We start from the raw sequence: 25,439 nt of genomic DNA, 5'->3' as shown, positions 1-25,439 counted from the left end.
CATTTTAATCTTGTTGGCTGGCGCGGGCGTTTTGGTGTTGTTTGGGCAAGGTTTTTCTGGCCAAGGCGCTGCGCTCTTCCTTCTCCCCTTGTGGGATATGGTGGCCTCGCGAAGCGAGGTCGGATGAGGGGTGTTCCAGCTTGGCAAAAACCGCACTCCGTCCAGCACCCCTCTTCCGTCTCGGCGCTGCGCGCCGATCCACCTTCTCCCACAAGGGGAGAAGGCAAGGCCGCCGCCCCCTCACCCCATCCCCTCCACCGCTTCCGCCGACAGAAACAACAGCACCACTTCCGACATGCCGAGCAGCGGCGTAAAAGTGACGATTGTGATGCCGCCTGTCGCGTTAGTGCGGGTCAGGCCTTCGGAATAGATGTCGAGCGGCGGTTCCTCGTCGAACCAGACGCCGTGCAGCGTTTCGCCCTGCCACTTTTCGCGGCCCTTCTCAAAACTCTTGAACGACAGCACCGATTCATCGGCCTGCACATCACCGCCGCCGCCATGGCGCACCACGATGCTGTCCAGCCCATGCGGCGCGCCGCGCCCCATGATGGTGCTGACAATGGCGTCGGCCGGGATCATGCCGGTGCCCCACGCCGCCGGCTGCTGCGGCGGGCCGACCAAGATGCGCTGCGGGTTGTCGCGCGTGCCCTCGGCGGTGACACCGGCCGCCCACAGCCGCACGGCCGTGTCGAAAAACTTGCCTTGCCACCACTCGGGATAACGCCCGGTGAGATGCATCGCCCATTCGGCGCCGCCGGCCCTTGTCTTGCCGAGCTGGTTGCCGGCCATGAACAGGCGTTCTCGGTTGGCAGCACCGGCCGCATGGAACTCGGCCTGTCGCGGGTAAGGCCGGTAGGCGGCAAGCTGGTTAGTGCGCCGCCTCCGGTCCAATTCCCTGAGCAGGCTCAGATACTCGGTCTTCGCCGTCGCGGCCTGGTTTTGCGAGGCCCGGTCTTGCGACGCCGGACTTTTCGAGAAACGGCCGCAGGACGGCTTCGAGGCCGCGGATGCGCTGCCTGATTTCGTCATCGCTCAGTGCTTCCAGGCTGTTGATGTTGAGATGCAGATCCTTGGGCAGCACCGACAGCACGATCTTCAGATACTGATCGGGCTTTTCGGTACGAACCTCGGCGATAACACCGGCGCCATGCGCCCGGAAATCGGCGCGGATGGCGTCCAGAAAACCATCGGCCAGCGTTTTTTTCGCCCGCTTCGGCCGGCCGGAAGGCCTGGGTTCGGTCACATCAGCCGGTTCGTCGTCGAAAGGATTCTCGGCCATGCCTACCTCGATGCTGGTGATTGGCGAAAGCCGGGGTGACATCCGATCTCCCCCCAAGTGGGGGAGATGCCAAATTTTGGCAAAGAGATGGCAGGACAGAGGGGGGCGCTGTCCCGCCGGCATTGATATCGGCAACACAGGCACGAATTTGTGAGAAGGCTTGAATTAAAAAAACCCGCCTCGGCGGGCGGGTCGTTGGCGCAAATCAGCACCATGACTATATTCCTAGCATAGCTGCCGTCACAAAGCAAGCGAAATCTCGCGGGCCGGCCTAAAATTCGGCCGCCCGCCGCGCTATGGTGCAGGGATCGGAACCGGTGTTCGCGCGTTTGCAATTTGCCAATGGGAGCAAAGCCATGAATGTCGCCAATCTGCAACTCGAGGGCCTGCTGATGGCCGTCGCATCGATCAATCAGATCCTTGTCCGCAAGGGCGTGCTGACGGTCGAGGAGATAGACATCGCCTTGCGCAAGGCCGAAGCCAGCGAGACCAGCGAGGAGCGCTCCGAGGGCATGTCGGCGTCGAGCCGCGATGCCGTCAACTTCCCGATCCGGCTGCTGGAGCTGGCGAACCAGTGCCAGCCGGAGGCGGACATGCCGTCCTTCTCCAAACTGGCGCGCATGGTCGGCCAGATGAAGGAACCCTACAACGACCAGATGTGACGTCGCGGTCGCCTCGCCGTCCCGTATCGGAACGCCGCTTGCCAGCCGAGCTACGATCAGCTGGCCGATGCAGGCTTCCAGGTCAGCACACGGCCCGGCCCATGCACCGCGGCAAACAGCAGCCCGGCCAGGAAGGTAAAATGATCGACGAAAAAGCCGAACTCGGCCTGGTTTCCGGCCCAGTGCGACGGCCCGTGGAAGGCAAAGGCGAGGAACAGCACATAGGCGCCGGCGACAAGAGCGGCCTGCGAGAACAAGGCGCCGGTCAGGAAGCACAGGACGAGGATGACTTCGAGCACGGCCGCGCACCAGGCCAGAAACAGCGGGAACGGAAATCCGGCGGCGGCGATGTAGCCCGCGGTGGCGCCCATGTCGATGAATTTGAAGGTCACCGCCATGAGGAAGACGGCTGCGAAGATCAGGCGGCCAATCAGGATTGCCGCGGTCTGCCACGGCGGTTGAGCCGGTGATTGGGTGGTTTCCGATGACATGCCGTCCTCCAGGGTTGCGACCGATTTCGCCCCAAGGACGTTACACCAGCCGCAAATCCGACATGCGGCGCTTCCCCTTCTCCCCTTGTGGGAGAAGGTGGCCGCGAAGCGGTCGGATGAGGGGTGCTCCAGCTTGGCATCGCCGCATTCCGTCCAACACCCCTCATCCGGCTCGGCGCTGCGCGCCGATCCACCTTCTCCCACAAGGGGGGAGAAGGGATCGCGAGCCTTAGCCTGCCTTCGCCTCCGGGTGGCTGATCGGTGCCCGCACAGTCCCATACTGGCCGCTCCAGCGGTCGGTCATGTCGCAGCGTATGTCCCACAGTTCCGGGAAGAAGCGATGCAGGGCGCCGGCCTGCAGCAGTTCGACCGGCCGGCCCTTGAGCGATTTCGAGCCGAGCCCGATCGAGCGGTGGATGAGATAAAGATGATTGGCGCGGAATTTCTGGAACAGCTCGTCGAATTCGATCAGCGCCTCGGCGACGACATAGCTGTCGCCGTGGTCATAGCTGACATCGTAGACATCCTCGAGCGAGAGCCCGCGACCGTCGAGATAGGACGCCTTGAACGCCCGCCACAGGTCCGGCGGCATGCGCAGCAAGAGCTTGAAGCCCGGCGATTCCTGGCCGCTGCCATTGCCGAGCTGCAGCCGAATCTCCTGGTATTCCTTGGGCGACATGGTTTCGAGCAGGTCGAGCTGCGCCGTCATCAGGCGCATCAGCCGATGCACCCGCCCCATCAGCGTGACGATGCGATGGGTGTTCTGCTGCTCGAGGAAGTCGACGACATCGACCAGCGTGTAGGCGATGAGCTTCATCCACAGCTCCTCGACCTGGTGGACGATCTGGAACTGCAGTTCGTCGGCATTAACCATCTCGGCCAGCGGCTTCTGGCAGGCGAGTAGCTTGTCGCAGCTGAGGTAGACGCCATAGTCTCGCATCTCGGGCACTTCGATACGGGCGTAATAATCCGGCTTGTGCATGGTAGCTGCTCCTTTGCCCGGTCCTCAGGGCGTTTGTTCGGTCCGAGCCCGCAGTTTAGTCGCTTTTCACTTGAACATTGTTCCTTTGTGTTATCCAAATGCCAGAAAATGGAGGACGAATGTTCGTCCATCGCGAAGGATTGGAGAACGTGTGATGCTGGATGCCGTCGACCGGAAGATCGTCGCGGCGCTGGAACGCGATGCGCGCACCTCCTTCGCAGTGCTTGCCGACGAGGTCGGCTTAAGCAAGACGCCGTGCTGGAAGCGGGTCAAGGCGCTGGAGGACGCCGGCATCATCCGCGGCTACTCGACGCGGGTCGACCCGGCCAAGCTCGGCTTCGGCATCGAAGCCTTCATCCAGGTGTCGATCGATTTCGAGCTCTCCGAAGCCTTCGAGGCTGCAGTCCAGGCGCATCCGCTTATCCGGCGCTGCCACGCCACCACAGGCGAGGCCGACTATCTCCTGCAGATCGTGACCGTCGACATGATGGCGCTGGACAGGATGCTGCGCGTCGAGCTCAGCCGCCTGCCCGGCGTGCGCCGCACGATCACCTCGATGGCGATGCGCGAGATCAAGGATGACATTTCTTTCGCCAATGCCGTGGGTCATGCCCAGCAGAATCGATAGCGGGCCGGCAACGGTCTTGCGCCGGTCTGGTCGCGTCGCACCGCTATTTTTCGCTTACCTTAGGGGTTTGGGCGCGGTATCCGCGACTTAAGGCGTGTAGCCCAGCGCGGCCAGCGCCGACAGCCCTGCAGCCAGGCCAATTGCGATAACAATGCCGAAATGCCGTTCCAGGAATTTGCGCCCCTGCCAGTCGTATCGCATTTCTAAAAACTCCGCCGCGTAATCTGGGGCAGCGTGTTCAGGCGTCAAGCCCGGGTCCTTGACAGGCGGTGGGCAGGCAGCTGCCATTGTTCATATCGTGGTCCATATCGGAACGTGGAACGACGGCCGAGCATTCCTGCGCTAAAGCTGAGCTTCGATGGCAGCCTTGTCTATGACAGACCATACTTCTACAATCTTTTTGTCCCCAAATTCATAGATAACATTCTCGGCAAAGGAAACTCTCTTCCCATTTACAGGGAGGCCGAGGAAGCTTTCTTTCGGTGTGCAGTCGAACCCGAGCCGGCTCGCTATATAGGGCGGATCGGAAATCATCATCTGGACGTTGAAATAAAGGTCCGGAATTTCAGCAAAGTCTCTCTCCAGCATTTTGCGATAGTCTGATAGACCGAGCCGCCGGCCGTTGTGGACCACTTCATCATCAATGAACTGCCCCAGCTTCGGCCAGTCCTGCTTGTTCAGGCAGGCAATGTAGTCTCGGTAGACGTCACAGAGGTCGGTTCTGGTCACGGCGATTGCTCCCATCCCTACAAGGCCCCGCTGAAAGCTCATGCTCAAGCCGATGATGGCATGAAGCGGCTTCATGCGCGGATGAGAAAGTGCTAGACAGCGTTACTTCCTCTATTCCCGCTTCGTCTAATGGTAGGACAGCGCCCTTTGAAGGCGTGAATCGTGGTTCGAGCCCATGAGCGGGAACCACCAGACATGACGGAGGACGACATGGCCGACGACAAATCCAGGAGCAAGCAGGACCGCAAACCGGCCGCCGGCGAGGAGCCTTACGACGTAGCGGCGTTTGCGAAAAAATACGGCATACCGCCGAGCGAGGCCGCGACCATCATCAAGCGGTACGGGCCTTCGAGAAAGAAGCTCGACGCGCATATGGCGAGCCGCAACGCCTGATCCGCATCGGCGGCGGCCTGCAGGATAGGTGTTGCGATTATATTAGCCTGAGCGCATATTTTGTCAGCCGGTGAACCAACCAAGCCGGTCAGGCTCGGCGCCAGCCCCTCCCTCGATCCCCTCGACGCCGAGCCGCTGGGGGATCGGCGGCCCTGGAGGCGAACCATGCCCATGTATCTCTCACGATTCAGCTATACGCCCGAGACCTGGGCGCGCCTTATCGAAAACCCCGAGGATAGACGCGAGGCAGCCCGCACCTACATCGAATCGGTAGGCGGAAAGCTGCACGGGTTCTGGTACGGCTTCGGAGAGCACGATGGCTGGAACCTGTGGGAAGCGCCCGACAACGTTTCGATGGCATCGGTCATGCTTGCCATTGGTGCGGGAGGAGCGCTCAGCTCGTACGAGACCACCGTTCTCCTGAGCGTCGAAGAGACGATGCAAGCGCTTGGCAAGGCAAAGTCGGTCCGCTATCGCCCGCCAGGAAAGTCCTGACCAGTCGCGCATCACGGCGCCGGACCGGTTTTGCGGACTTTTTCGCCCGGCCAGCCCGGAGAGATCCGGGCTAGGCTCGCCGTCCGGCTGGTGCCGGCGCGCTCGCCCGTGTCTTGCTCGCCCGGGTCGCGCACGCCCGCGCCACGATCGCTTGCAGCGGTTCCGGCCGGTGCAGCAGAAATCCCTGGCCGAAGTCAATGCCCATATCCGCGAGGATGTCGAGCGCATCCTGCGCTTCGATCTTCTCCGCCACCACGGAGCAGCCGAGGCTCCTGGCGATGCCCGATATCGCCGAGACGATCTCGCGGTCGAAGCGGCTATCGGCAATATGCTCGATGAACGAGCCGTCGATCTTGATCGTGTCGACGGGAAAGCGCCGGAGATATTCGAACGAGCTCATGCCCGCCCCGAAATCGTCGAGGCTGACGCGGCAGCGCCGCTCGCGCGCCTTGCCGACGAACTGCTCGGCAGCTGCGAAATTGGTGACCGCGGCGGTTTCGGTGATCTCGAAGCCGATGCCGGAATGCGGCGCCCCGGTCTCGGCGATGATGGCGTCGACGAAATCCCAAAGCTGCGGGTCGCTCAGCGTCTGCGCCGACAGGTTGAAGCCGAGCGTGAGCGCCCCTGACTTCAGCGCCGGACCATGAAGCGACAGCGCCGTCCTGATGATCCAGCGGTCGAGCCGCGAGGCGACGCCGAACCGCTCCGCCGCCGGGATGAACTCGCCCGGCGGGATCAGCCGGCCGTTGCGCCCGGCGAGCCGCGCCAGGACCTCGACATGGCGGCTTTCTTGCCAGGGTTTTCCGAGCTGGTGGATTTCCTGGCCGAACAGTTTCAGCCTTCCGTCCGCCATGGCGTCGACGGTGTCGGCGGCCAGCCGCGCCGCATTGAGGCCGCTGGAACCGGATGTCGTCTCGGGCGAGAACACTGCGAAGCGATTGCGCCCGGCAGCCTTGGCCGCATAGCAGGCGTCGTCGGCGCAGGCGAGCGCGTCGGCCACTGCGGTATTCGCATCGGCGACAAAGGCGATGCCGATGCTGGCCGCGAGCTTGCGCGACGTCGCCGTCAAGCCGAGGTCGGCATCGCGAACCGCCGCGAGAACGGCACCGGCGAGACGCTCGGCTTGCGCTGCGTCGCAATCAGGCACCAGCAGCGCGAACTCGTCGCCGCCGAGGCGCGCGGCGTGCACCGACGGCGGCAGACAGCCCAGAATGCGCTCGGCGACGCTCTTCAGGGCAAGGTCGCCGGCGGCGTGGCCGGCGAAGTCGTTCAGTGCCTTGAAGTAGTCGAGATCGACGTAGAACACCGCGAGCCGGCGCGCCGTTGCGATGTGCTCGGCCAGCAGCCGGTCGAAAGCGGCGCGGTTCAGAAGGCCGGTCAGCGCGTCATGGCGGGCCGCATGGGCAAGTTCCTGCTCGCGTTGCTTCGCCTCGGTGATGTCGCGCACCGTGCCCAGGATCTGGCCCGATGACTGGGCGTCGGCGAACCGTATCAGCGATTCGAGATGTCGGATTTCGCCGTCCCGCTTGATGATGCGGTATTGCACGGCGACGACCTTTTGGGTTTGCAGCGGCGCCAAATGGGCCCGCTCGGCGTCGGCCCGGTCGTCCGGATGCAGATAGCTGTGCCAGAGGTCTTGCGACACTTCGTCGGTGTCGGCGACAAGCCCGTAGATGTCCCGCGTGCGCTGGTCCCAGTAGCTTTTGCGTGCGGCGAGATCGTGGTGCCAGATGCCGGTGCCGCTGGCCGCCAATGCCAGGCGAAAGCGGACGTTGACCTGTTCAAGCTCTGCTTCCGCTTGCTTCTGCTTGGTGATGTCGGTCTGGACGCCCATCAGTCTGACCGGCCGGCCTTGGGCGTCGCGTTCGACCACTCCGCCGCGATCGAGAACCCATACCCAGTGACCGGATTTGTGCTTCAGCCTGAGCTCGGTCTCGATCGAATCGGTCAGGCCGGCAATGTGGCGTTCGCCGCTGGCCACCGCCCGCTCGCGATCGTCGGGATGCGTCAGCTGCAGCCAGAGATCGCTTGTCTCGGCTAGCTCACCCTCGCCATAGCCGAGCATCTGCAACCACATCGCCGAGTAGAAACAGTCGCCGCTCGCGAGATCCCAATCCCAGACGCCAAGATGCGCGCGTTCGAGCGCCAGCTCCCAGAACTCTCCGTCGCGATTTTTCTTTTCGGCCATGCTCTGGACTTCGCCTGCCTCGTCGCCGCCATTGTGCGGCAAAAGCCAAGAAGAAACCGTTACTGCGCAGCGGCTGGGGTGGACGGCCAATTTCTCTCACCCTGACACCCACGAGGCGCGAACTTTGCCGCAATGGCAGCCACAGCCGCGACGGCGCCAGCCTCACTTCTTCCCTTGCGGGTAGATCGCCTCACCGCGCTTCAGCATCTCGACGAAGGCGGCGATCTTCTTCTCGCGGCCAGCCTCGGTCTTCATGTTGTGGATGCGAAAGGCGAGCGCGAAGCGGTTCTGCGCGCTGAGCCTTGCCAGCATCGCCTTGGCCTCGGGCTCGGCGTTTATTGCGGCCTGCAAATCCGCGGGGATTTTCATGTCCTTGCCGCTTGCATAGGCGCGCGCCCAGCGCCCGTCGGCCTTCGCCGCCTCGACTTGTTTGAGCCCATGCTCGGTCATCCGGCCCGCCTCGATCAGCCGGGCGACGTTGTCGACGTTGATCTGGCTCCAGATGCTCTTCCTGCCGCGCGGTGTGTAGCGCTGCAAATAGCTCTTATCGTCGAGCCCCTTGCGCACGGCATCGATCCAGCCCCAGCACAGCACGACGTCGATGGCCTCCTTGGGCGTGATCGAAGGCAGTCCCGAACCGACCTTGTGGATCTTGATCCAGATTTCTGTCTCGGTGTCGTGATGCTTGCCGAGCCAGGTGTAGAAGCTCTCGGCATCGCTGAATTCGCGGACCTTGGCGGGGTCGACCTCGACCGGCGCCATCAGCGGGTCTGCCTTTCTGTGGTCGTCATCGGTTCTCCTTTGTCGCTGCTTGGCTCCGATCGAATGCAGCAACAGTGGCCTTGTTGCAAGGATGGCGCGATGCTTCGCGCGGCCCATGGCGGTCCTTCAAATCGTGATGTAATAACCTGCGGCCTTCGGGCTCGGCGCTGCGCGCCGATCCTCCTTCTCCCACAAGGCCCCTTGTGGAAGAAGGAAAGGAGCCTCACTGCAGCTGCGGTTTCCTAAGAAAGCTGTTGCGGTCGGCCGACTTGACGCGCAGCCAGGTTTCGCGGCCGTCGCGCACAACACGCAACGGGATCTCGGCGCCCGCCGGGTTCTGCCACAACTTGCGGTAGAAATCGGCGAGCCCGTCGACTTCGCCGTCGCGCACATCCGAGATGATGTCGCCCTGGCGCAGGCCGGCTTCGGCGGCCGGGCTGCCTTCGGCGACGCTCATCACCACGACCTCGCCATTGCTTTCGGCGGAGAAGGCGCCGAGCCATGGGCGCGGTGGCTTGGCAACCTGGCCGCGTGTCAGCAGATCGTCGAGGATGGGCGGCAGCAGGTCGATCGGCACCACCATGTTGATATCGGCGATCTCGCCGGCGCGGCTCATCTGCAGGCGCAGGGAACCGATGCCGAGCAGCCTGCCGTCCTGCCCGATGAGGGCCGCACCTCCCCACGACGGATGAGCCGGCGCGGTGAAGATCGCCTCGTCCAGCAGATATTCCCAATAGCCGGCGAATTCCTGCTTGGTGACGATGTACGCGCTGACCGCCTGGCCGATGCCGTCGGCGAGCACCACCGGGTCGCCGGCCATCGCCCTGGCCGCGTCGCCGAAAGCCACTGCGGGCAGGGAGAGCGGGGCCAGCGCCTGCACCAGGCCGAAGCCCGTTTCCTGGTCGTAGGCGAGCGCGTGCGCGGGAATCACGCGCCCGCTGTGGTCGGTCAGCCAGACTTCTTCCGCCTCGGTGATGAGATAGCCGATGGTGAGCACCAGGCCGTTGTCGCGAATGACCACGCCGCTGCCTTCCCGGCTGGTGCCTAGCGCATTCGCGGTGAAGGCATCATCCGGGATCGAAGCCCGCACCGTCACGATGGACCGCAAAATCGTATCGATGGTCATGCTCTCAATCCTGGCCATATTCACGACGACCGTTCAGAGGGCCGGCATCTTCTATAGCTATGGCGCATGTGACGAGGCGCAAGGGCCGAATGCAATCGCGCAGGCTTGCGCTGCCGACATCGACAATAGTTCAACACAAGTTGAACTTCCGTCAGCCCGCACTACCTGTATCTATGCAAGCTGATCCTCCCCAAGACCCTCCCCGCTCACATCAAAGGCCTCCGAAATGAACCAATACACACCGCCGAAAGTATGGATCTGGAACAAGGAAAATGGCGGCGCCTTCGCCAGCATCAACCGTCCGATCGCCGGCCCGACGCATGACAAGCAGCTGCCGGTCGGCAAGCATCCGCTGCAGCTTTACTCGCAGGCGACACCAAACGGCGTGAAGGTGACGATCATGCTGGAGGAGTTGCTGGCGCGCGGCCACAAAGGCGCCGAATATGACGCCTGGCTGATCAGGATCAACGACGGCGACCAGTTCGGCAGCGGCTTCGTCGAGGTCAATCCCAACTCCAAGATCCCGGCGCTGATGGACCGCAGCGGGCCAAAGCCGATCCGCGTCTTCGAATCCGGCTCGATCCTGCTGCATCTGGCCGAGAAATTCGGCGAGTTCCTGCCGATCGAGCAGCCGGCGCGCGCAGAAACCCTGTCGTGGTTGTTTTGGCAAATGGGCTCGGCGCCTTATCTCGGCGGCGGCTTCGGCCATTTCTACGCCTACGCACCGGAAAAATTCGAATATGCCATCGACCGCTTCGCCATGGAGGTGAAGCGCCAGATGGACGTGCTCGACCGGCGCCTGGCGGTAAGCGAATATCTCGGCGGCGACGCCTACACGATTGCCGACATCGCTGTGTGGCCCTGGTATGGCGGGCTGGCCAAGGGCCGCATGTACAACGACGCCGGCGCGTTCCTGTCGGTGCAGGAATACAAGCACGTGCAGCGCTGGGCCGACGCGATCGACGCGCGGCCGGCGGTGCAGCGCGGCCGCATGGTCAACCGCGCCTTCGGCGAGCCGGCGATGCAATTGCACGAGCGCCACGACGCCAGCGACTTCGACACCAGGACGCAGGACAAACTGGCGGCGGAGTGAGCAGAGCGACGGAGCTGGAGCGGATGACGCGCTGCGCAGTATCGGGCATATGCATCCGGAGATATATACTGGTTGACTAAAGTAACGGAACGTCCAAGGCACATTCCCAGAACCGAACATGTCCGCTTTCAAGCGGTTTAGACCATAGTGTCTATCTGATGAACATCATGGTCTAGGCATGTTTATATTTGTGGTGGCCGACCTGAATCTCGAAACCGCATGCTGTCTCGACGGTCCAGTACTCGCGGGTCGCGGTCACTGTGTGTCTTTCGTTCGGCCCTATAGATCAGCCGGACGGCGGACAAAAAATATCCAAGCTGCAGAACGATCAAGGTGAGGACCGTCCAGCCGAGCGCCTTCCAGATTGAACCCGTTGCCAAATAAATCGAGAGCGCCACGACGAATGCCGCGGCGGTCATCCCCACCAGGAACTGTGGAAAATTCATCGCTTTTCAAGGCCGCCCCGGAGCTTCTAACAGCCGCGACGACCACCCTTGCCCATTTACCCCGGACCAACGTTTTCACCCTTTGGATGGTTGCGCAAGTGGCAAATGGATGAGAGGTGCGCGGATGATTAACGCAACCTATGATTGAGACGTATCAAAACAGAGCTGATCTAGTGAGGGAAGGCACGATGGAAATTTGTTGCGCGCCGGGCGCGCGCAACGTAGCCCCTACGGACTGCCATAAAACAAGAATATCGGCCTAGGGGAGAATGAGGCCAAGGGGGAGGATGACATGGCGCTCAAGGTAATCGGCGCGGGATTCGGACGAACGGGCACATGGTCGACCTTTGCCGCGCTGAACAGGCTCGGCTTTCCCTGCTATCACATGCAGGAAGTGATCCTCAACAAGGCCAACAAGGGTCACCTCGACTTCTGGCGCAAGGTAGCGAACAGCAAACCCGGCACGCCACACGACTGGGACCGGGTGTTTGCCAACTACACGGCGACGGTCGACAATCCCGGCTGCTGCGTGTGGCGGGAGCTGCTGGCCGAATACCCTGACGCCAAGGTGCTGCTGACGCTCCACCCGCGCGGCGCCGAAGGCTGGTACGACAGCACGATCGACACGATCTACTTCACCGAGAATCTCTGGCAGTTCAAGATTTTGGAGCGGCTGACGCCGTTCGGCCGAAAATTCGGCGACATGTCGCGCAAGCTGATCTGGGGCCGCGTGCTGGCCGGCGTGATGGACGACCGCGAGCGGGCGATCGCACGCTACAACGTCTACACCGAGGAGGTGAAGGCAGCCGTTCCGCCGGAAAAGCTCTTGGTGTTCACGGTGACCGAAGGCTGGGGGCCGTTGTGCCGCTTCCTCGGTGTGGCGGAACCGCAGGAACCGTTCCCGAACCTCAATGACCGCTCAAGCGTCAAGAAGGTGATCCGCGACGTCATCAAGGGATCCTACATCATGCTCGGGCTGTCGATCGCGGGGATGGTGGCGGTGCTGGGCGGGGTTTTGTGGTGGCTGGGGTAGTGGCCAGGAGGACCTTGAGTGTCGGCGGGACAGCGCCCCCCTCTGGCCTGCCGGCCATCTCCCCCACTTGGGGGGAGATTGGCAGCTTTGGCGCTCCGCGCTCACTTGCGCCGTTGCAGATTGGCGAAAGCCGACGTGACGGCCGATCTCCCCCCAAGTGGGGGAGATGGCCGGTAGGCCAGAGGGGGCGCTGTCCCGCCGGCGTCAAAAACCACTACAGGCGCAACGCTCAGGCCGACATGGCCAGCGGCCTTGCGCTCTTGTTGGGGATCTGAATGTCGATCTCCAGCGTCGACATCGTCTCGCCGCGATCCATCGAGACCTGCAGATAATCCTGGTCGATCTGCACGTGCCTGGCGATGACGGCCATGATCTCCTCGCGCAGCACCGAGACGAGATCGGGCTGGCTGCGGTTGCGGCGCTCATAGGCGAGCAGCACCTGCAGCCGCTCGCGCGCCACCGGCGCGCTGCCGCGCCGCTTGAAGAGGTCTAACAGGCTCATGCTGCCCTCCTTCCAAAAAGCCGATCGAGAAAGCCCTTGCGCTCGAACGGCACGACGACCGGCAGGTCCTCGCCCTCGAGCCGTTTGGCCGCCTCGATATAGGCGCGGGCGGCGGAGTTGGTCGGATCGCTGAGTGTCACCGGCGACCCGAGATTGGAGGCCTTGAGCACGTCCTGGCTCTCGGGAATGATGCCCAGCAGCGGCGTCGACAGGATTTCCAGCACATCGTCGATCGAGAGCATTTCGCCGCGCGCCGCGCGCGCTGCATCGTAGCGCGTCACCAGCACATGCTTGGCGATCTGCTCGCCCCGCTCGGCCTTGACGGTCCTGGCGTCGAGCAGGCCGATAATGCGATCGGAATCGCGCACCGAACTGACTTCCGGGTTGGTGACGATGACCGCCTCGTCGGCAAAGCGCATGGCAAGCTGCGCGCCGCGCTCGATGCCGGCCGGGCTGTCGCAGAAGACGTAGTCGAACACCGAGCTCAGCTTTTCGATCACCTCGCCGACGCCCTCCTCGGTCAGCGCATCCTTGTCGCGCGTCTGCGAGGCCGGCAGCAGGAACAGCGTCTCGACCCGCTTGTCGCGGATCAGCGCCTGCGACAGCTTGGCCGTTCCCTGGATGACGTTGACCAGGTCGAACACCACCCGCCGCTCGGCGCCCATGATCAGGTCGAGGTTCCTCAAACCCACGTCGAAGTCGACCAGCGCCACCCTCTTGCCGGTTCTCGCGACGGCGGCGCCAAGGGCGGCCGTCGAGGTCGTCTTGCCGACGCCCCCCTTGCCCGAGGTGACCACCACAACTTTGCCCATCTATGCCTCCTTATTGTTGTTCGTATTGTTAAGCGTTTGATTTATGCGATGCGCTTAAGTCTTTGTTTCCATTTCAAAACCGCTGCGTACTTTCGAGTAACTTCATTGGCTGAACGGCGCGATGCGCAGCGTGTCCTTTTCCAGAAACGCCTGCACCGCTTTTCCACGCAAGGCCGGCTCCATCTCCTCGGCGGTGCAATACCAGCCGTCGACCGACAGCAGTTCGGCCTCGTTTTTGCGGCAGAAGATGCGCGCCGCCGAATGGCCGAGCACACCGGCCGACGCCCGCCCGCGCAGCGTGCCGTAGACATGGATCGAGCCGGCGGCGACGATCTCGGAACCGGAGGCGACCGAGCCCAGCACGATGACATCGCCATGCGCGTGGAAGATCGACTGGCCCGAGCGGATCGGCGTCTTGACCATCAGCGTGGCCGGCGCTTCCGGCACCCTGTCTTCTGACCGTTTGCCCGGTTCCGCCCTGCCTTCTTCCGCCCTGCCCGTCTCTTCCGGCCTGCCGGCAGCCTTTTGGTCGGCCTGCATGAGCAGCCCGGCTGTGGCTTCCTTGGCGCCGATCAGCACAGGCGGCAGACTGGGCTCAAGCACCGTGTTGCCGTCGAGCTCGATGGCATAGATGCGGATGCCGCGCAGCCCAAGCTCAGCAACCAGCGCCTCGATCTGGCTGACCGCGGGCTTCAGCGTGTTGAGGTTGAGCACCACCGGGCGGCCGGCAAAATAGCCGGGAGAATTGCCGATCCAGCGGTCGAGGCTTTCCAGCCACTCCGAAAGCGGCGTCTCCGGGGTGAGCGTGAAGGCGACGAAGGAGCGGGCGCGAAAGCGAATGGATTTGGTCTCGACGGGGGCGGCGAAGGTCACGGACAGCGATTCCTTACTGATAGGTAAACGCTAGCCAGCCATGGTTAACGAAAGGTTAACGGAAGGGGAGTTTGCGGCATCCGGAAAGCTGTTACTGACAGGGCCGGCGTGTCAGCAAACCGGCGGACAGCCCTGGAGATCGCCAGCCCTTTCCTCGACACCTTGCTGGCTAAGTGCCCTTCGCTGCGTCCTCGATCAGTTCCGCCAGCAAGCTAGAGAACCGCTCGTCAGCCTTATCCCCGATGTTTCCCACTTCTCTCGCCACCATCCCAGGCGAAGAGACCGACACTTGTCCACTCAGCTGGACGTTGACCGAGAACGTCCTTCCGATCACCTCCTTTTCCGTTCCCCGCTTCCTGTAGATCCTGAACCGAATAGATGGTGTTGATGCTTTGTCTTGGCGGCGTGGCGCAGTGTCCATCTCGACGGCCACCTCGCCTGCTACGTCAGCCCTGGCCGCTTCCAGCGACGCGACCACGACGTCGTTTAGCCAGGCCCTTGCTTGCGCGCCGAAGTCCACCGCCTCGGCCTTCTCATTGCCGACCTTCCCCTCTTGCTCACGGCGAGCTTCCTTGCCGCGGTCAAGGGCATCTTTGAACTTGGACATGGTGGTTTGCCTCCGATTGTGAGCGCATGAGACCAGCTGTCACATCCCATGCTCCTCCTGATGGCCATGCTCCTCCTAATGGTAGAACGCGCACGAGCGGTGTGCGTTGCGTAAGCGGAGCCCGCGGTTCGCCGCTGCGCACGACGGTATCCTTCTGCCGCGGTCGATCGCCGGAGCGCTGTGGGCTGGCGTAGCGTGTCAGCAGCCGGCCGGACAGCGCTGGAAATTACCTGCCCTTTCCCACAAGATGCCTGAACATTGCTGAGGGCTCGACATGTGCAACCTCTACAACATCACCACCAGCCAGGAGGCGATCCGCCAGTGGACCCGCGCCCTGCGCGATAGTCTTGGCAATCTCGAGCCCTCCATCGACATCTACCCCAACCAGCCCGGCCCGGTGGTGCGCAATGCGCCGGACGGGACGCGCGAGCTGGCCAACCTGCTGTGGGGCATGCCGACGCCGATCGAGCGCGTGAAGGGCAAGGCCGACTACGGCACCACCAACATCCGCAACCCGCAATATGGCCACTGGCAGCAATATCTCGGCGTCGAGAACCGCTGCGTGGTGCCGCTCACCAGTTTTGCCGAACCGAGCCCAACGCCGGGCGACAAGGATCCGGATACCGGTATCCAGAAAAACTACTGGTTCGCGCTGAACGAGGCGCGGCCGCTGTTCTTCTTCGCCGGCCTGTGGACGCGCTGGCAAGGCGTGCGCAAGGTCAAGGACGGCCCCGGCGAGTTCGAGCTCTACGGTTTTCTGACCACCAAACCCAACGCCCTGATCGCGCCGATCCACGAGAAGGCGATGCCCGTGATCCTGACGACGCAGGAGGAAACCGAGACCTGGCTGAGCGCGCCGTGGTCGCAGGCCAGGCACCTGCAGCGCACGGCAGCGGACGACGCGCTGGTGATCGTCGACAAGCCGGCGACGCAGATAAAATTTCCGCCGCCGGCGCCACGGGCGCCGGTACAGGGTTCGCTGTTCTAAAGCTTGAATTTCTGCAGCACCCAGATGTAGCCTTTTGGCGGATGGTCCTGGTCGACGAACTGAGTGCGAACGGTGGTGTCCTTGCGGCTGCATTGTTTGCACCTGAACCTGATGGCTTCCAGCGGCTTGTTCCAGCCGACCACCTTGGCCACGTCGTTGGCCCGAAAACGCCCGACATGGTAGCAGTGGCCGCACTCGACGATCAGCAGCATGTTGGCCTTCGCGGCACGTCCAACGCTGTCCATCGGCCCGGCCATGGCCTCATTTCCGAGTCAAATAGCCCTCGGGAAGTGGAAGCAGGCCAAGATCCGGCATCCGGAAATCGGGCTCCTTTTCCGCTACGCTGGCCATCACCTCATGCAATTTTTCGACAAGCCCGCAAAGCTGCCAAAACAGTTCGCCTTGCGCCTTGAGATGCAGTTGCGACGAAAGCACCGTCCTGCGCAGGCTGAGAGCGTCGCTGATGATCGCCTCGGCATGCCTCGCCGACAGCCTGTCGAACCGGCTTTTTCGTCTGCCCATCGCGGCTCTCCCCAGTTTGTGAGCAACCGCCCCACCTCTGTCAAAATAGGAAGGTATTCCTCGCCAAGTCAATTCACACTTGACATTTTTGTTCCGGTTTTGTTCAATTTGAACAGAAACGGTCGGAGGCATCGCCTGGAGACCACATGGTGATGCTGGACAGCCGCCAGGAAGCCGCCCTTCAGGCCATCGCCGACAAGTTCATCGCCCGGTACAAGGGCGACGCGGTGAAGGCGCTGAATGAGATGATCGTGCTCAATGGACATCTGCAGGAGCGGCTTTGCCGCCGTGGAGGGACGGCGCCGGGCGACGCGGTAAGCGCTTAGAGATGACGGTAGCAGGACGCGTGTTCAATCGTGCCGTTCGAAGGTCGGCTTAGCGCCCTCGGTATCGCTCGACGGCCTCGGTCGCCGCCGCGCAGGAGCACTATGGCAGCGCGGCGCAGTGGCGCGGATGGGCGCGCGCGACCACTTCATGATAGCTTGTGACCGTCACCTATTCCGAACGGCTCGAATATTGAAATGGCAACATGCCCATTGGTTTAAAGACGGCGCGCCCTTCGCTTTCCACTCTCAGGCAGAGAGAGCCCTTCATGACGAAACCGAACTGAACACCGTCCGCCTTCAGTGCAGCCCCGCCAAAAAAAGCGCGATGTCGAAACCGGCCCGACGCCGTGAATGCGATCTGCAAAGTCGCGGGCCAAATCAAACGCGGAGGCGATGCTCACGCTTGGACGCCTTGCTCCGCAGGATAGAAGAAGCCGCTGATATGATGCAGGCGGCCATCGTCTGTCAGCGTTGCAAAGCTCGTGCCTGTCTGCAGTATGCCCCCATCGGGTCCGTGCAGCGCCCAGTTGGCGAGTGACCGGCCGTGATGGTGGTGGACCGACCGAATCTGGAAGTGTCCGCCCGGAGCGCTCTGCTGGAAATGACCCATATATGTCGAAAGGTCTGCCGGTCCGTGGATGAGGCCATTCGGATCGCAATAGGTCGCGTCGCCGGCGAGGCAGGTGGCAAGCTCCGTTTCGCGCCCGTCGCCCTCCATCGACCAAACCGCCGCATATCGTTTCCACAGTGCTTCAGATGTCATGGTGAGCCTCCAATTGGTGAAATTCCGCGGCCACGAGCCGCTCAAGAGTTTGTTTGTCCTGGCCCGCGCGGACGAGGACCAGCAGGCCCTGATAGAGGGCGAGCAACTTCGTCGCTGCCAGGACCGGATCCGTGCCGGCGTGCAGGGTGCCATCCTGTTGCGCTGCCTGCAGCCGCTCGGCAAAAACCTTGAAAAGCATCTCCATGCCGAAGTGCACGTAACGATATGCGTCATCGTCATGACCAAGTTCCACTGCGGAATTTGTGATGAGGCAGCCGTAGCTTTCGCCGTTCGGCTCATGCATGAGCGACATGAAAAGGTCGCGCAGCCCAGCAATGCCGGCTGCAGTCGGGGAAAACCGGTCGATCCGACCCCCAAGGACGGTCGTGTTGTAGTGCTCGAAAGCGGCATCGAACAATCCCGCTTTGTCGCCGAAGCTGTTGTAGATGCTACCCGCCTTGAGCCCGGTCGCGTCCTCGAGATCCCGGATCGAGACCCGTTGATATCCATCACGACGGAAAGCCTGCGCGGCACCTTTCAGCACGGACGATTCGTCATAGGTGCGGGGGCGGGACAAGATGGACCTCTTTTTGGAATTCTCATTCTAGAATAGAAATTCAAAAACAACTTGTCAATCAGGTATTTGTCCGGAGCGTCAGCGGAGACGGCCTCCAAGGCAAAAATCAATGTGTCTGACATAAATCTGTAACGTTACAGACTTGCCAACGCTCTTAATGACGGCGTGCTTGCCGAAACGCCGAGCTAGCTCCCACCGATCCACGAATCCTTGGTACGCACACGTCGCGCGCTTGCCGCCGAGGGCATACAATTCCTTGAGTTGCGACGACGTCAGTGACCAGGCTGCTATCGCTCATGAAAGTTACGGCCAATACGCCGGCAGATATCAAAGCCACATAGGAATGACAGACAATGCCAGTAGCAGCGCGAGCCCAAGACTGAGATACCGCCATTGCCAGGGTTGGGTCAGCCGTCGCGCAAGCCAGAGACCGCCAATACACCAAATGACCATGGAAAACATGGCGGCGGTACCGAAGACGAAACATAGAATCAAGCCGAGGGCCACTGGGTTGTCGGCCAGACCGGCATAAGCTGCCGCGGCCGCGAGGGCCATCGTCCAGCCCTTCGGATTCACCCACAGTAACATGAAACCGGAGATAAAACGTGTTGGCGGAGAAGAGGATCCTGCATGGGGCGCACTCATCCGCGAGATCATCCAGGCCAGCCACAAAAGATAAGCGGATCCGATGATACGCAACGACAACTGCATTGGCGACCACGCGAAAACGACGGACCCCAGTCCGCCCGCAACTGCGCCAACGAGCGTTCCAAGGCCTACGGCAATGCCCGCGAGCAAAGGAAGGCTCCGCCGGAACCCAAATTGTGCGCCCGAAGCCGTTGCGAGGGATGTCGCTCCGCCCGGCGAGATCGTCGCCACAAGTGCAAAGCCAATCACGGATAGAAGCGCGCTGCTCATCTCGGTCGGACCTTTGGTGTCTCGCCCTGAAGGACGCGGGCGAACACCGGCATGTCAATATTTCCTCCCGTCAGGATTACGGCAACACGGCGCCCTTGAAAGCTCAACCTCTCCTTGATCAGAGCAGCCAGGGCCGCAGCGCCCGCGCCTTCCGCGATGTTGTGCGTATCGACGTAGAGAAGGCGCATTGCGGCGGCGATCTCGTCATCAGTCACCCGAACCAGGCGGGATGCGCCTTTACGAATAATCTCTAAGGGTTCAGCTTGTGGTTCACGGCAAGCAAGTCCATCGGCAAAAGTTTGGGCGGATTCTGTGGAAATCGGACGGCCAGCTTCAAAGGAAAGCGCAAAGGCAGGGGCTTGGTCGGAGACAACGCCGATAATCTCGGTCTTCAGCCCGAGCAAATCGCGAACTGTTATAAGGCCGCAAATGCCAGATCCCATGCCGATCGGCACGTACACGGCATCAAGGCATGAATGATCGGCGAACAACTCCCTGCCGTATGTTGCAACGCCAACGACGAGGTCGCGGTGAAATGACGGTACGAAGTGAAGATCTTTCTTTGATTGGATGTGGCGCGCAATCGCGCGACTCTCATCGAAATCTCGTCCTGCGATTGTAAGCTCGCCGCCGAATGCCTCCATCGCGGCATTCTTTTCAGCAGAATTGCCTTCTGGGACAACAATAGCAGCAGGAATACCTGCCCGCTTAGCACCAATCGCGATCGACTGACCATGATTGCCTCGAGTAGCGGTGATCAATCCCTTCGGCAACATATTGGAATGTTGAAGCGCATCTACATAGGATAGGCCGCCACGTGCTTTGAAAGAGCCCGTCAGCGTATGGTTCTCATGTTTGACAATGACGTTGACACCGGTACGGCGTGCAAGCAACGGCCAGGCATAGGCAGGAGTGGGTGGAACAAGTGCGCGCACAGTCGTAGCGGCAATTGCAAGATCGTCGAGTGAGAAAAGTGTCATTTCCAAACCTCTGTTAGCATCGACTAGAGTGGGCCAAAGCTCGTTGCCGCGCTTTCAAGAATCTGACGTGAAATGCATCTTTGACGATCTGCTCTTGATGCTCGGCCTGTCGGGGCGTAATTCCGAGCGAGAAAATGACGAGGCCGATCGAATGAATGCTGGTGCCGAACCTCTCAGACGTGCGGATGCTGGCCCATGGCAGATAGAATTGCTGCCGAAGAGAGCTTATGAAGCTCGTTACTCGTCGGAAGACGCGGTGATCGGCTTTGCTTTCGACGGTCAGGTCGGCAGCCATTCATTCGGTGGCGACAAAAAAGCGGAATTCAAGTCTCCGCCGAACGGTCTCGCCTACATTCCCGCAGGATGTGATGTCTATTCTTGCTCGAGGACGGGCGGCGAATACCTCAAAATCTCTCGCGCGAATTCATATGCTAGAGCCGGAACAGCCGAGCGCCGTTTCAGCGGTTTAGCTGATCCGGTAGCTATCGCTTCAGCTCATGAACTGCGTAAGCGACTGCTCTCACAACAACCCATCGAACCGTTAAATATCGAGCGCTTGTTACAAGTTCTAGAAGATAGGGTGCAATTCTTCCTTTTCGGAAGAGACAACCATGATTTGTCAGGAGCTTGGATGACGGCTCGTCGATTGCGCCTCATCGACGAAATCATCGAAGCAAGGCTATCCGAGAAAATCACGGTCCAGGACCTAGCTAACGCGCTCAACCTATCGACAGGGTTCTTCGCGCGCGCTTTCAAAGCGGCACTCGGCAAGTCTCCTCATGACTATATTATCGATCACCGCATCGCATTCGCTCGTTCAATGTTGCGGGCAAGCGAGATGCGGTTAGCCGACATCGCACACACGGCAGGTTTTTCTTCCCATGCCCACATGACCTCGACTTTCCAAAAACGCCTTGGAGCGCGACCGGTCGAATTTCGCGGTTCACCGATCTATCCGGTCAGGGCACGCGCCGGACACATTGAGCGATTGTAAACCTCCAGGAAAACGAACGTTTTTCTTGTGACTTGAATTACGTCGTTATCGGCACCGATTGGTCGCCAGAAAGCCTATTGCGGAATTCTGCACAACATTGCACCCTGCGTACTGTCTAATTTGGCGGGGTTTATCGGCTATAGATTTCCGGATAAGTTTTTATGAAAAATGAGGGTTGATGCGGCCTCGTCGCGACATGCAGCGAAGCCTTCGGGATCTGCCCGTTGACGAATCTCGATACGCTCCCCTCAAAGCCGTCGATCGCCCGCCTTTGGGGGATCTGGCGCCTCCATCTGATGACCGACTCTGGGCCGGAAGCGGCCGTCCAGGTGGATCGGCGGTCATGGCAGCTTTCCGATTTCTCGGCTCTACAGCGGACTGACCGCAACGGCCCCGCTCCAGTCATCAACGCGCCGCACAGCGGTCGTGCTGTTCCTTCGAAGCAGTGGCTGCAGGAGGTTCAATACCGGACCTCGCCCGATCAGGTGCTCATACGAGGCCGGCTTTGCGAAGGCCATCCACGATCAGCTCGAAATCGTTGGGATCCTTGTAGGGCAACACTTTGCGGCGATGTTCCAGAGAATATTGGGGGTTGACGCGAAACACTTCCTGCCACTCGCGACGGGCTTCTTCGAACCGACCCAGATGGCCGTAGCTCGCCGCCAGGAGCACGCGTGAGACGTCGGTGGAAGGGTTACGAACAAGGCGCCGCCGCAGGATCCCAATTGCCTCTTCGTACCTGCGCAACTGGAACATCGCTTGCGCCTGGAAGTGAAGGTACACGTCCGGATAATACGGGTTCAAGGCCATTGCCTTGTCGAAACACCGGAGTGCGTCTTCAGGCTTGCCGGAATAATACAGTGCATAACCGAGATTTTCGTGCCCTTCGGCAAGATTTGGCGCAAGAGCGATCAAGCGTTTAGCCGAGCGGATGGCCGCCTCATGCCGTCGCGAATACAATTCGACGATGCCCAGCGCCCAATGTGCGTAAGGATATCGATCGTCGAGCGCCACTGCCCGTGCCGCGAACATTTCCGCTTGTGCCATTGCGTTCGACCACGACGAGCTCCACTGGTTTGCGTAGTCCAGTATGTTTGCGAACGCGAGGAACGCGTAGGCGGGAGCGAATTTCGGGTCGAATTCGACGGCGCGCTGCAACAGCTCCCGGCCCTTGATGTTTTCCGCTTTCGTGAACCGCCATAGCTGCTCTCGGCCATGAAGAAAGCAGTCATACGCGTCCAGGTTGCCGGTTTGCTCGGTTGCGAGCCGCTGCTGGTCGCCCTTTGTCAGGTTGAGCGCCAGCGCGTCGACAATTTGCTGCGTAACGTCGTCCTGTACGGCAAAGATATCGGTCAGGTTGCGATCGAAGCGCTCCGCCCACAGATGTCCGCCTGTGGTCGCGTCAATAAGCTGCGCGGTGATACGTACCCTGTTGCCGGATTTGCGGACGCTGCCCTCCAGCACGTAATGCACGCCGAGGTTCCGGCCGACCTCCTGAACGTTCACGTTCCTGCCCTTGAAAGTGAAGGACGAATTGCGAGCGATCACAAACAGCTGCGACAGCTTTGAGAGAGCTGTGATGATGTCTTCGGAGATTCCGTCGGCGAAATATTCCTGCTCGGCATCACCGCTCATGTTGGCGAAGGGCAGCACGGCGATCGATAACTGAGGCGGTGCCGCTGTCGAAAGCAGAGCTTCCGAAAGTTCGTGGGTCACAGGCGCCTTTGCGTGAGCCGCAGTGCCGACTCGGAGTGAATAAACCCGGATCGGTTCGGCAATATTCTTGAGCTGGGTGTCGCCGAGGTCACTGACCGAAACGTCTAGTCTCGTCTTGACTTGCCGATAGGCGTCTTCGGACAAGCAGATGGTGCCCGGGGCCGCGACACCCTCCAGACGCGAGGCGATGTTGACGCCGTCGCCCATCAGGTCGCCGTCGCTTTCTTCGACCACGTCGCCCAAATGTATCCCAATCCGAAACTCGATGCGGCGGTCCTCGGGCACGCCGGCGTTGCGCTCGACCATGCCATTCTGCACTTCTATGGCGCAGCGCACGGCGTCTACCACACTGCGGAATTCCACCAACGCACCATCGCCTGTGCGCTTGACCATACGACCGTTGTACACGGCGATGGTCGGGTCGATCAGGTCGCTTCGAAGTGCCCGCAACCGGGCCAACGTACGATCTTCATCCGTGCTCGCCAGCCGGCTGTACCCGACCACATCAGCGGCAAGGATCGCGGCTAGCTTGCGGCTCTCGCTCACGGGCCAATCTCCTCGTATCCACAATAACACGAAGAGGCAGGGAAACATGAAAGTTCGCTGTCCCCAGAGCGGTATCCTGCACTCGCTAGAATTCTACACCCTACGCCGAAGTAAGGGGTCATCCGGCGCGGCTGCCTGGCAAGCGATGGCACGCCCCCCTCAATGCCTCTTGAAATACTGCACCTCGCGTTCGTGCTTCTGCGCAGCCTCGCGGCTGTCAAACGTCCCGAGATTGCGGCGCTTGCCGGTCTTTTCGTCCTTCTTGCGCGAATAGAGGCGGTATTTTCCGTCCTTGAGTTTTCTGATCATCTGTCACTCCCCGAGCCGCTGCTTCCCCTTGAGGTTGCGCGCGGCTTGTTCGATCGCCGCCCGGTCGTTGCCCAGCCTGTCGATCAGTTCCTGCGCCTGTTCGCCCGATATGCCGGTGCGCACCGCCAGGGCCTCCACCGTCAAGACGTCGGAGCTCGCGACCTCGCGGGTTTCCGGCAGGGCATCGCCTGCCGTCAGCGGCAGGGCTGCCTCCCTGTCGATCTCGGCCTCGGCCCGGTGCCAGTGCCGCTCGGGATCGCCATGAATTCCGCCTTCGCGTTCCCAGATCTGGTATGCGCGCTCACGAATCCTGTCTTCCCGGTCGTCGCCCATGCTGATTCCTCCTTTTTGTATCGGATGAACGCCACGCCAACCCGAACGATCCAAGAAGTCTGCGTGATCGGCGGTCGCACAGGCGCCATCCACTGCGGCCCGCCAGTCCGCTGCTCAGCGCCCACCTACTCGCACTGCCGGCGCGGGCCGCCGGAATAGGGCTGGTAGGTGTTGTCTTCCGGCCGATAGGAGCGGTAGCGGCTGAAGCAATATTGCACGTGGTCGGGCGGAAGCCAGGCGCCGCCGGTTTCATCCGCCGGAACATCGCCATCCATCGACCACGTGTCGGTCGCCTCGACATAGCTGGCGCCATCGTCGGCAGGCTGTGCGGCGCGGTCGGCCGCACCGCCATCGAGATAGGGTGAGATGCAGGGACGCTGCTCTCCGCTGTAGGAGGTGTAGTGGTCGTCGCTTGGCCTGTAGGAGCGGTAGCGGCTTGCGCACCATTCCACATGGGCGGCGGGCATGGCCTGCTGCTCGTCGGTTGCCGGCGTTGTCGGCGTGATGGAGGCGGTAGCGGTGGTGTCGGGCGACGAAGATGCGGCATCGGCAGGTTTCGCGGCGCGATCAACTGGGGCCTCATCAACTGGGGCCTCATCAAATGGGGCCTGATCAAATGGGGCCTGATCAGCCGGGACCTCTGCAACCTCTGGAACCTCTGGAACCGCTGGGACCTCTGCGGCCTCTGGGACAGCGCGGGCGGGAAGGCGCTCAAGCTGCTGCGAAGCGGGGTTGACCTTCCGCGGCTCCCTCGGCCACAGTTCGGCAACGCTGGAAGTCGGAGCGACCGGCCGCACCGGTTCGGCGGAGAGGATCCACATGGCGAAAGCCAATCCACTGGCGAAAACCGCCAGCGTCAGCACGAAGCCGCCAAGTACCGCCGATAAAGCTTTCACCTTGCGCTCCTTTGCCCCCGTCATCTGTTAAAATGCGAGGCATTGGATCCGGTTCCAACCAAGCGCGGCGTGCCAGACAACTCGGACAGGCGCGGCTCGTGTGCGGGGGCGCAGTCGACCCGGGGCGGACACGGTTTTGTGGTGAATGTTGCGGATGTCGCCGAGGCTGGCTCCTCTCGCATAACCTGGGTTCCTCGCCCCACGAACGTGGGGGAGAGGTGGCTCGGCGAAGCCGAGACGGAGAGGGGAATTTGCGCAGGCTTGCGCCATAAGACCTTCATCCAAGGAGAGGTTTCCGTGTTTCGAAAGGCCCCCTCTCCGGGGGGCGGGGCGGCCCCCCCCCCCCCCCAGGGGGGGGGCGGGGGGCGGGGGCGGGCGGCCCCCCGCGCCGCCCCCCCCCCCCCCCCGCCCCCACCGCCCCCCGCCCCCCGCGGGCCGCGGCGCCCGAGCAGCGGGGGCAGTGGAGTGGG

The 25,439-nt window shown here is 61.7% G+C and carries 33 protein-coding genes and 1 tRNA gene; 10 read left to right on the top strand and 24 right to left on the bottom strand.

The annotated features are described in order from the left end of the window. Window positions 1-240 precede the first annotated feature (240 nt). Window positions 241-789 (bottom strand): terminase large subunit domain-containing protein, encoded by a 549-nt coding sequence (locus AC0L17_RS21245; RefSeq protein WP_473517262.1) that lies wholly within the window; start codon window positions 787-789, stop codon window positions 241-243. Between the two features lie 79 nt (window positions 790-868). Beyond that, a complete protein-coding gene (locus AC0L17_RS21240; RefSeq protein WP_473517261.1) occupies window positions 869-1,321 on the bottom strand; it encodes a hypothetical protein in 453 nt (150 codons plus the stop codon). A gap of 314 nt (window positions 1,322-1,635) precedes the next feature. Between AC0L17_RS21240 and AC0L17_RS21235 the strand changes: the two genes are divergently transcribed. Then, window positions 1,636-1,941, top strand: coding sequence for a hypothetical protein (locus tag AC0L17_RS21235; protein WP_473517260.1), 306 nt, complete (start codon window positions 1,636-1,638; stop codon window positions 1,939-1,941). Window positions 1,942-1,997: 56 nt separating this feature from the next. Here the strand turns inward: AC0L17_RS21235 and AC0L17_RS21230 are convergent, their stop codons facing one another. Both AC0L17_RS21230 and AC0L17_RS21225 read right to left on the bottom strand, forming a co-directional pair. Then, complete coding sequence (locus tag AC0L17_RS21230) at window positions 1,998-2,432, bottom strand: DoxX family protein (RefSeq protein ID WP_473517259.1); 435 nt, start codon at window positions 2,430-2,432, stop codon at window positions 1,998-2,000. A gap of 229 nt (window positions 2,433-2,661) precedes the next feature. After that, window positions 2,662-3,414 (bottom strand): tryptophan 2,3-dioxygenase family protein, encoded by a 753-nt coding sequence (locus tag AC0L17_RS21225; RefSeq protein ID WP_473517258.1) that lies wholly within the window; start codon window positions 3,412-3,414, stop codon window positions 2,662-2,664. Between the two features lie 154 nt (window positions 3,415-3,568). Between AC0L17_RS21225 and AC0L17_RS21220 the strand changes: the two genes are divergently transcribed. After that, complete coding sequence (locus AC0L17_RS21220; RefSeq protein ID WP_031257046.1) at window positions 3,569-4,042, top strand: Lrp/AsnC family transcriptional regulator; 474 nt, start codon at window positions 3,569-3,571, stop codon at window positions 4,040-4,042. 87 nt (window positions 4,043-4,129) lie between these two features. Here the strand turns inward: AC0L17_RS21220 and AC0L17_RS21215 are convergent, their stop codons facing one another. Then, on the bottom strand, window positions 4,130-4,291 hold the full coding sequence (locus AC0L17_RS21215) for a hypothetical protein (RefSeq protein WP_167378899.1): 162 nt from the start codon (window positions 4,289-4,291) through the stop codon (window positions 4,130-4,132). A gap of 93 nt (window positions 4,292-4,384) precedes the next feature. Further along, window positions 4,385-4,771, bottom strand: coding sequence for an ester cyclase (locus AC0L17_RS21210; RefSeq protein WP_473517266.1), 387 nt, complete (start codon window positions 4,769-4,771; stop codon window positions 4,385-4,387). Between the two features lie 115 nt (window positions 4,772-4,886). Here AC0L17_RS21210 and AC0L17_RS21205 point away from each other — a divergent pair. The 3 genes from AC0L17_RS21205 to AC0L17_RS21195 all read left to right on the top strand — a co-directional run bounded on the left by AC0L17_RS21205 (window position 4,887) and on the right by AC0L17_RS21195 (window position 5,659). Beyond that, a tRNA-Gln gene (locus tag AC0L17_RS21205) sits at window positions 4,887-4,960 on the top strand. Window positions 4,961-4,966: 6 nt separating this feature from the next. Further along, the gene (locus AC0L17_RS21200) at window positions 4,967-5,164 is read left to right on the top strand and encodes a DUF3606 domain-containing protein (protein ID WP_473517257.1); all 198 of its coding nucleotides are present in this window, start codon (window positions 4,967-4,969) and stop codon (window positions 5,162-5,164) included. Between the two features lie 165 nt (window positions 5,165-5,329). Next, window positions 5,330-5,659 carry a GYD domain-containing protein gene (locus tag AC0L17_RS21195; protein WP_027155386.1) on the top strand — a complete coding sequence of 110 codons (330 nt, stop codon included), beginning with the start codon at window positions 5,330-5,332 and terminating at the stop codon, window positions 5,657-5,659. Between the two features lie 70 nt (window positions 5,660-5,729). Here AC0L17_RS21195 and AC0L17_RS21190 read toward each other — a convergent pair whose 3' ends face one another. The 3 genes from AC0L17_RS21190 to AC0L17_RS21180 form a co-directional block, all read right to left on the bottom strand. Beyond that, window positions 5,730-7,847 (bottom strand): EAL domain-containing protein, encoded by a 2,118-nt coding sequence (locus AC0L17_RS21190; RefSeq protein ID WP_473517256.1) that lies wholly within the window; start codon window positions 7,845-7,847, stop codon window positions 5,730-5,732. A gap of 162 nt (window positions 7,848-8,009) precedes the next feature. Beyond that, on the bottom strand, window positions 8,010-8,609 hold the full coding sequence (locus tag AC0L17_RS21185; RefSeq protein ID WP_473517265.1) for a YdeI/OmpD-associated family protein: 600 nt from the start codon (window positions 8,607-8,609) through the stop codon (window positions 8,010-8,012). Window positions 8,610-8,832: 223 nt separating this feature from the next. Beyond that, complete coding sequence (locus tag AC0L17_RS21180; RefSeq protein ID WP_473517255.1) at window positions 8,833-9,735, bottom strand: S1C family serine protease; 903 nt, start codon at window positions 9,733-9,735, stop codon at window positions 8,833-8,835. 226 nt (window positions 9,736-9,961) lie between these two features. Here AC0L17_RS21180 and yghU point away from each other — a divergent pair, with 226 nt between their 5' ends. Both yghU and AC0L17_RS21170 read left to right on the top strand, forming a co-directional pair. After that, window positions 9,962-10,828: a glutathione-dependent disulfide-bond oxidoreductase gene (gene yghU / locus AC0L17_RS21175; RefSeq protein WP_473517254.1), complete on the top strand. Its 867-nt coding sequence runs from the start codon at window positions 9,962-9,964 to the stop codon at window positions 10,826-10,828. A gap of 738 nt (window positions 10,829-11,566) precedes the next feature. After that, the gene (locus AC0L17_RS21170; RefSeq protein WP_473517253.1) at window positions 11,567-12,307 is read left to right on the top strand and encodes a sulfotransferase family protein; all 741 of its coding nucleotides are present in this window, start codon (window positions 11,567-11,569) and stop codon (window positions 12,305-12,307) included. A 229-nt stretch (window positions 12,308-12,536) separates the two neighbouring features. Here the strand turns inward: AC0L17_RS21170 and minE are convergent, their stop codons facing one another. The 4 genes from minE to AC0L17_RS21150 all read right to left on the bottom strand — a co-directional run bounded on the left by minE (window position 12,537) and on the right by AC0L17_RS21150 (window position 15,101). Next, complete coding sequence (minE, locus tag AC0L17_RS21165) at window positions 12,537-12,809, bottom strand: cell division topological specificity factor MinE (RefSeq protein ID WP_023803855.1); 273 nt, start codon at window positions 12,807-12,809, stop codon at window positions 12,537-12,539. Beyond that, window positions 12,806-13,621 carry a septum site-determining protein MinD gene (minD, locus tag AC0L17_RS21160; protein WP_023803856.1) on the bottom strand — a complete coding sequence of 272 codons (816 nt, stop codon included), beginning with the start codon at window positions 13,619-13,621 and terminating at the stop codon, window positions 12,806-12,808. The genes minE and minD overlap by 4 nt, the downstream gene beginning before the upstream one ends. Window positions 13,622-13,723: 102 nt before the next feature. Beyond that, window positions 13,724-14,494 carry a septum site-determining protein MinC gene (gene minC / locus AC0L17_RS21155; RefSeq protein ID WP_091598979.1) on the bottom strand — a complete coding sequence of 257 codons (771 nt, stop codon included), beginning with the start codon at window positions 14,492-14,494 and terminating at the stop codon, window positions 13,724-13,726. A 169-nt stretch (window positions 14,495-14,663) separates the two neighbouring features. Further along, window positions 14,664-15,101, bottom strand: coding sequence for a hypothetical protein (locus AC0L17_RS21150; protein WP_473517252.1), 438 nt, complete (start codon window positions 15,099-15,101; stop codon window positions 14,664-14,666). A gap of 274 nt (window positions 15,102-15,375) precedes the next feature. Here AC0L17_RS21150 and AC0L17_RS21145 point away from each other — a divergent pair, with 274 nt between their 5' ends. Continuing rightward, the gene (locus AC0L17_RS21145) at window positions 15,376-16,089 is read left to right on the top strand and encodes an SOS response-associated peptidase (RefSeq protein WP_473517251.1); all 714 of its coding nucleotides are present in this window, start codon (window positions 15,376-15,378) and stop codon (window positions 16,087-16,089) included. Here AC0L17_RS21145 and AC0L17_RS21140 read toward each other — a convergent pair. Then, complete coding sequence (locus AC0L17_RS21140; protein WP_473517250.1) at window positions 16,086-16,346, bottom strand: hypothetical protein; 261 nt, start codon at window positions 16,344-16,346, stop codon at window positions 16,086-16,088. The two genes, AC0L17_RS21145 and AC0L17_RS21140, sit on opposite strands and share 4 nt — an antisense overlap. Window positions 16,347-16,350: 4 nt before the next feature. After that, complete coding sequence (locus AC0L17_RS21135) at window positions 16,351-16,611, bottom strand: hypothetical protein (protein ID WP_287295606.1); 261 nt, start codon at window positions 16,609-16,611, stop codon at window positions 16,351-16,353. 146 nt (window positions 16,612-16,757) lie between these two features. Between AC0L17_RS21135 and AC0L17_RS21130 the strand changes: the two genes are divergently transcribed. Then, the gene (locus AC0L17_RS21130; protein ID WP_473517249.1) at window positions 16,758-16,937 is read left to right on the top strand and encodes a hypothetical protein; all 180 of its coding nucleotides are present in this window, start codon (window positions 16,758-16,760) and stop codon (window positions 16,935-16,937) included. Between the two features lie 169 nt (window positions 16,938-17,106). Here AC0L17_RS21130 and AC0L17_RS21125 read toward each other — a convergent pair whose 3' ends face one another. The 5 genes from AC0L17_RS21125 to AC0L17_RS21105 all read right to left on the bottom strand — a co-directional run bounded on the left by AC0L17_RS21125 (window position 17,107) and on the right by AC0L17_RS21105 (window position 20,175). After that, window positions 17,107-17,301: a TfoX/Sxy family protein gene (locus tag AC0L17_RS21125; protein ID WP_473517248.1), complete on the bottom strand. Its 195-nt coding sequence runs from the start codon at window positions 17,299-17,301 to the stop codon at window positions 17,107-17,109. A 33-nt stretch (window positions 17,302-17,334) separates the two neighbouring features. Beyond that, window positions 17,335-17,700 (bottom strand): nuclear transport factor 2 family protein, encoded by a 366-nt coding sequence (locus AC0L17_RS21120; RefSeq protein ID WP_473517247.1) that lies wholly within the window; start codon window positions 17,698-17,700, stop codon window positions 17,335-17,337. Beyond that, window positions 17,690-18,277 (bottom strand): TetR/AcrR family transcriptional regulator, encoded by a 588-nt coding sequence (locus AC0L17_RS21115; protein ID WP_473517246.1) that lies wholly within the window; start codon window positions 18,275-18,277, stop codon window positions 17,690-17,692. The genes AC0L17_RS21120 and AC0L17_RS21115 overlap by 11 nt, the downstream gene beginning before the upstream one ends. A 327-nt stretch (window positions 18,278-18,604) precedes the next feature. Beyond that, window positions 18,605-19,195, bottom strand: coding sequence for a LysE family translocator (locus AC0L17_RS21110; RefSeq protein ID WP_473517245.1), 591 nt, complete (start codon window positions 19,193-19,195; stop codon window positions 18,605-18,607). Beyond that, the gene (locus tag AC0L17_RS21105) at window positions 19,192-20,175 is read right to left on the bottom strand and encodes a threonine dehydratase (protein ID WP_473517244.1); all 984 of its coding nucleotides are present in this window, start codon (window positions 20,173-20,175) and stop codon (window positions 19,192-19,194) included. Before AC0L17_RS21105 ends, AC0L17_RS21110 begins: the two co-directional genes overlap by 4 nt. A 43-nt stretch (window positions 20,176-20,218) precedes the next feature. Between AC0L17_RS21105 and AC0L17_RS21100 the strand changes: the two genes are divergently transcribed. Next, window positions 20,219-21,169: a helix-turn-helix transcriptional regulator gene (locus tag AC0L17_RS21100; protein WP_473517243.1), complete on the top strand. Its 951-nt coding sequence runs from the start codon at window positions 20,219-20,221 to the stop codon at window positions 21,167-21,169. A gap of 489 nt (window positions 21,170-21,658) precedes the next feature. Here the strand turns inward: AC0L17_RS21100 and AC0L17_RS21095 are convergent, their stop codons facing one another. From AC0L17_RS21095 to AC0L17_RS21080, 4 genes are all read right to left on the bottom strand, one after another. After that, window positions 21,659-23,431 carry an adenylate/guanylate cyclase domain-containing protein gene (locus tag AC0L17_RS21095; protein ID WP_473517242.1) on the bottom strand — a complete coding sequence of 591 codons (1,773 nt, stop codon included), beginning with the start codon at window positions 23,429-23,431 and terminating at the stop codon, window positions 21,659-21,661. 159 nt (window positions 23,432-23,590) lie between these two features. Next, complete coding sequence (locus AC0L17_RS21090) at window positions 23,591-23,740, bottom strand: hypothetical protein (protein WP_156941652.1); 150 nt, start codon at window positions 23,738-23,740, stop codon at window positions 23,591-23,593. Window positions 23,741-23,743: 3 nt separating this feature from the next. Then, window positions 23,744-24,073 carry a DUF2934 domain-containing protein gene (locus tag AC0L17_RS21085; RefSeq protein ID WP_254027572.1) on the bottom strand — a complete coding sequence of 110 codons (330 nt, stop codon included), beginning with the start codon at window positions 24,071-24,073 and terminating at the stop codon, window positions 23,744-23,746. A 125-nt stretch (window positions 24,074-24,198) separates the two neighbouring features. Beyond that, window positions 24,199-24,969, bottom strand: coding sequence for a BA14K family protein (locus AC0L17_RS21080; protein ID WP_473517241.1), 771 nt, complete (start codon window positions 24,967-24,969; stop codon window positions 24,199-24,201). Window positions 24,970-25,439: the final 470 nt, after the last annotated feature.

Source organism: Mesorhizobium sp. WSM4829, assembly GCF_055811475.1.
The sequence above is the reverse complement of the archived record's forward strand: the minus strand, read 5'-3'. Positions and strand labels throughout refer to the sequence as shown.

Coding starts and splice junctions, on each gene's coding strand:
- AC0L17_RS21245 (WP_473517262.1), bottom strand. CDS start 789: ATGGCCGGCAACCAGCTCGGCAAGACAAGGGCCGGCGGCGCCGAATGG.
- AC0L17_RS21240 (WP_473517261.1), bottom strand. CDS start 1,321: ATGTCACCCCGGCTTTCGCCAATCACCAGCATCGAGGTAGGCATGGCC.
- AC0L17_RS21235 (WP_473517260.1), top strand. CDS start 1,636: ATGAATGTCGCCAATCTGCAACTCGAGGGCCTGCTGATGGCCGTCGCA.
- AC0L17_RS21230 (WP_473517259.1), bottom strand. CDS start 2,432: ATGTCATCGGAAACCACCCAATCACCGGCTCAACCGCCGTGGCAGACC.
- AC0L17_RS21225 (WP_473517258.1), bottom strand. CDS start 3,414: ATGCACAAGCCGGATTATTACGCCCGTATCGAAGTGCCCGAGATGCGA.
- AC0L17_RS21220 (WP_031257046.1), top strand. CDS start 3,569: ATGCTGGATGCCGTCGACCGGAAGATCGTCGCGGCGCTGGAACGCGAT.
- AC0L17_RS21200 (WP_473517257.1), top strand. CDS start 4,967: ATGACGGAGGACGACATGGCCGACGACAAATCCAGGAGCAAGCAGGAC.
- AC0L17_RS21195 (WP_027155386.1), top strand. CDS start 5,330: ATGCCCATGTATCTCTCACGATTCAGCTATACGCCCGAGACCTGGGCG.
- AC0L17_RS21190 (WP_473517256.1), bottom strand. CDS start 7,847: ATGGCCGAAAAGAAAAATCGCGACGGAGAGTTCTGGGAGCTGGCGCTC.
- AC0L17_RS21185 (WP_473517265.1), bottom strand. CDS start 8,609: ATGGCGCCGGTCGAGGTCGACCCCGCCAAGGTCCGCGAATTCAGCGAT.
- AC0L17_RS21180 (WP_473517255.1), bottom strand. CDS start 9,735: ATGACCATCGATACGATTTTGCGGTCCATCGTGACGGTGCGGGCTTCG.
- yghU (WP_473517254.1), top strand. CDS start 9,962: ATGAACCAATACACACCGCCGAAAGTATGGATCTGGAACAAGGAAAAT.
- AC0L17_RS21170 (WP_473517253.1), top strand. CDS start 11,567: ATGGCGCTCAAGGTAATCGGCGCGGGATTCGGACGAACGGGCACATGG.
- minE (WP_023803855.1), bottom strand. CDS start 12,809: ATGAGCCTGTTAGACCTCTTCAAGCGGCGCGGCAGCGCGCCGGTGGCG.
- minD (WP_023803856.1), bottom strand. CDS start 13,621: ATGGGCAAAGTTGTGGTGGTCACCTCGGGCAAGGGGGGCGTCGGCAAG.
- AC0L17_RS21150 (WP_473517252.1), bottom strand. CDS start 15,101: ATGTCCAAGTTCAAAGATGCCCTTGACCGCGGCAAGGAAGCTCGCCGT.
- AC0L17_RS21145 (WP_473517251.1), top strand. CDS start 15,376: ATGTGCAACCTCTACAACATCACCACCAGCCAGGAGGCGATCCGCCAG.
- AC0L17_RS21140 (WP_473517250.1), bottom strand. CDS start 16,346: ATGGCCGGGCCGATGGACAGCGTTGGACGTGCCGCGAAGGCCAACATG.
- AC0L17_RS21135 (WP_287295606.1), bottom strand. CDS start 16,611: ATGGGCAGACGAAAAAGCCGGTTCGACAGGCTGTCGGCGAGGCATGCC.
- AC0L17_RS21130 (WP_473517249.1), top strand. CDS start 16,758: ATGGTGATGCTGGACAGCCGCCAGGAAGCCGCCCTTCAGGCCATCGCC.
- AC0L17_RS21120 (WP_473517247.1), bottom strand. CDS start 17,700: ATGACATCTGAAGCACTGTGGAAACGATATGCGGCGGTTTGGTCGATG.
- AC0L17_RS21110 (WP_473517245.1), bottom strand. CDS start 19,195: ATGAGCAGCGCGCTTCTATCCGTGATTGGCTTTGCACTTGTGGCGACG.
- AC0L17_RS21105 (WP_473517244.1), bottom strand. CDS start 20,175: ATGACACTTTTCTCACTCGACGATCTTGCAATTGCCGCTACGACTGTG.
- AC0L17_RS21090 (WP_156941652.1), bottom strand. CDS start 23,740: ATGATCAGAAAACTCAAGGACGGAAAATACCGCCTCTATTCGCGCAAG.
- AC0L17_RS21085 (WP_254027572.1), bottom strand. CDS start 24,073: ATGGGCGACGACCGGGAAGACAGGATTCGTGAGCGCGCATACCAGATC.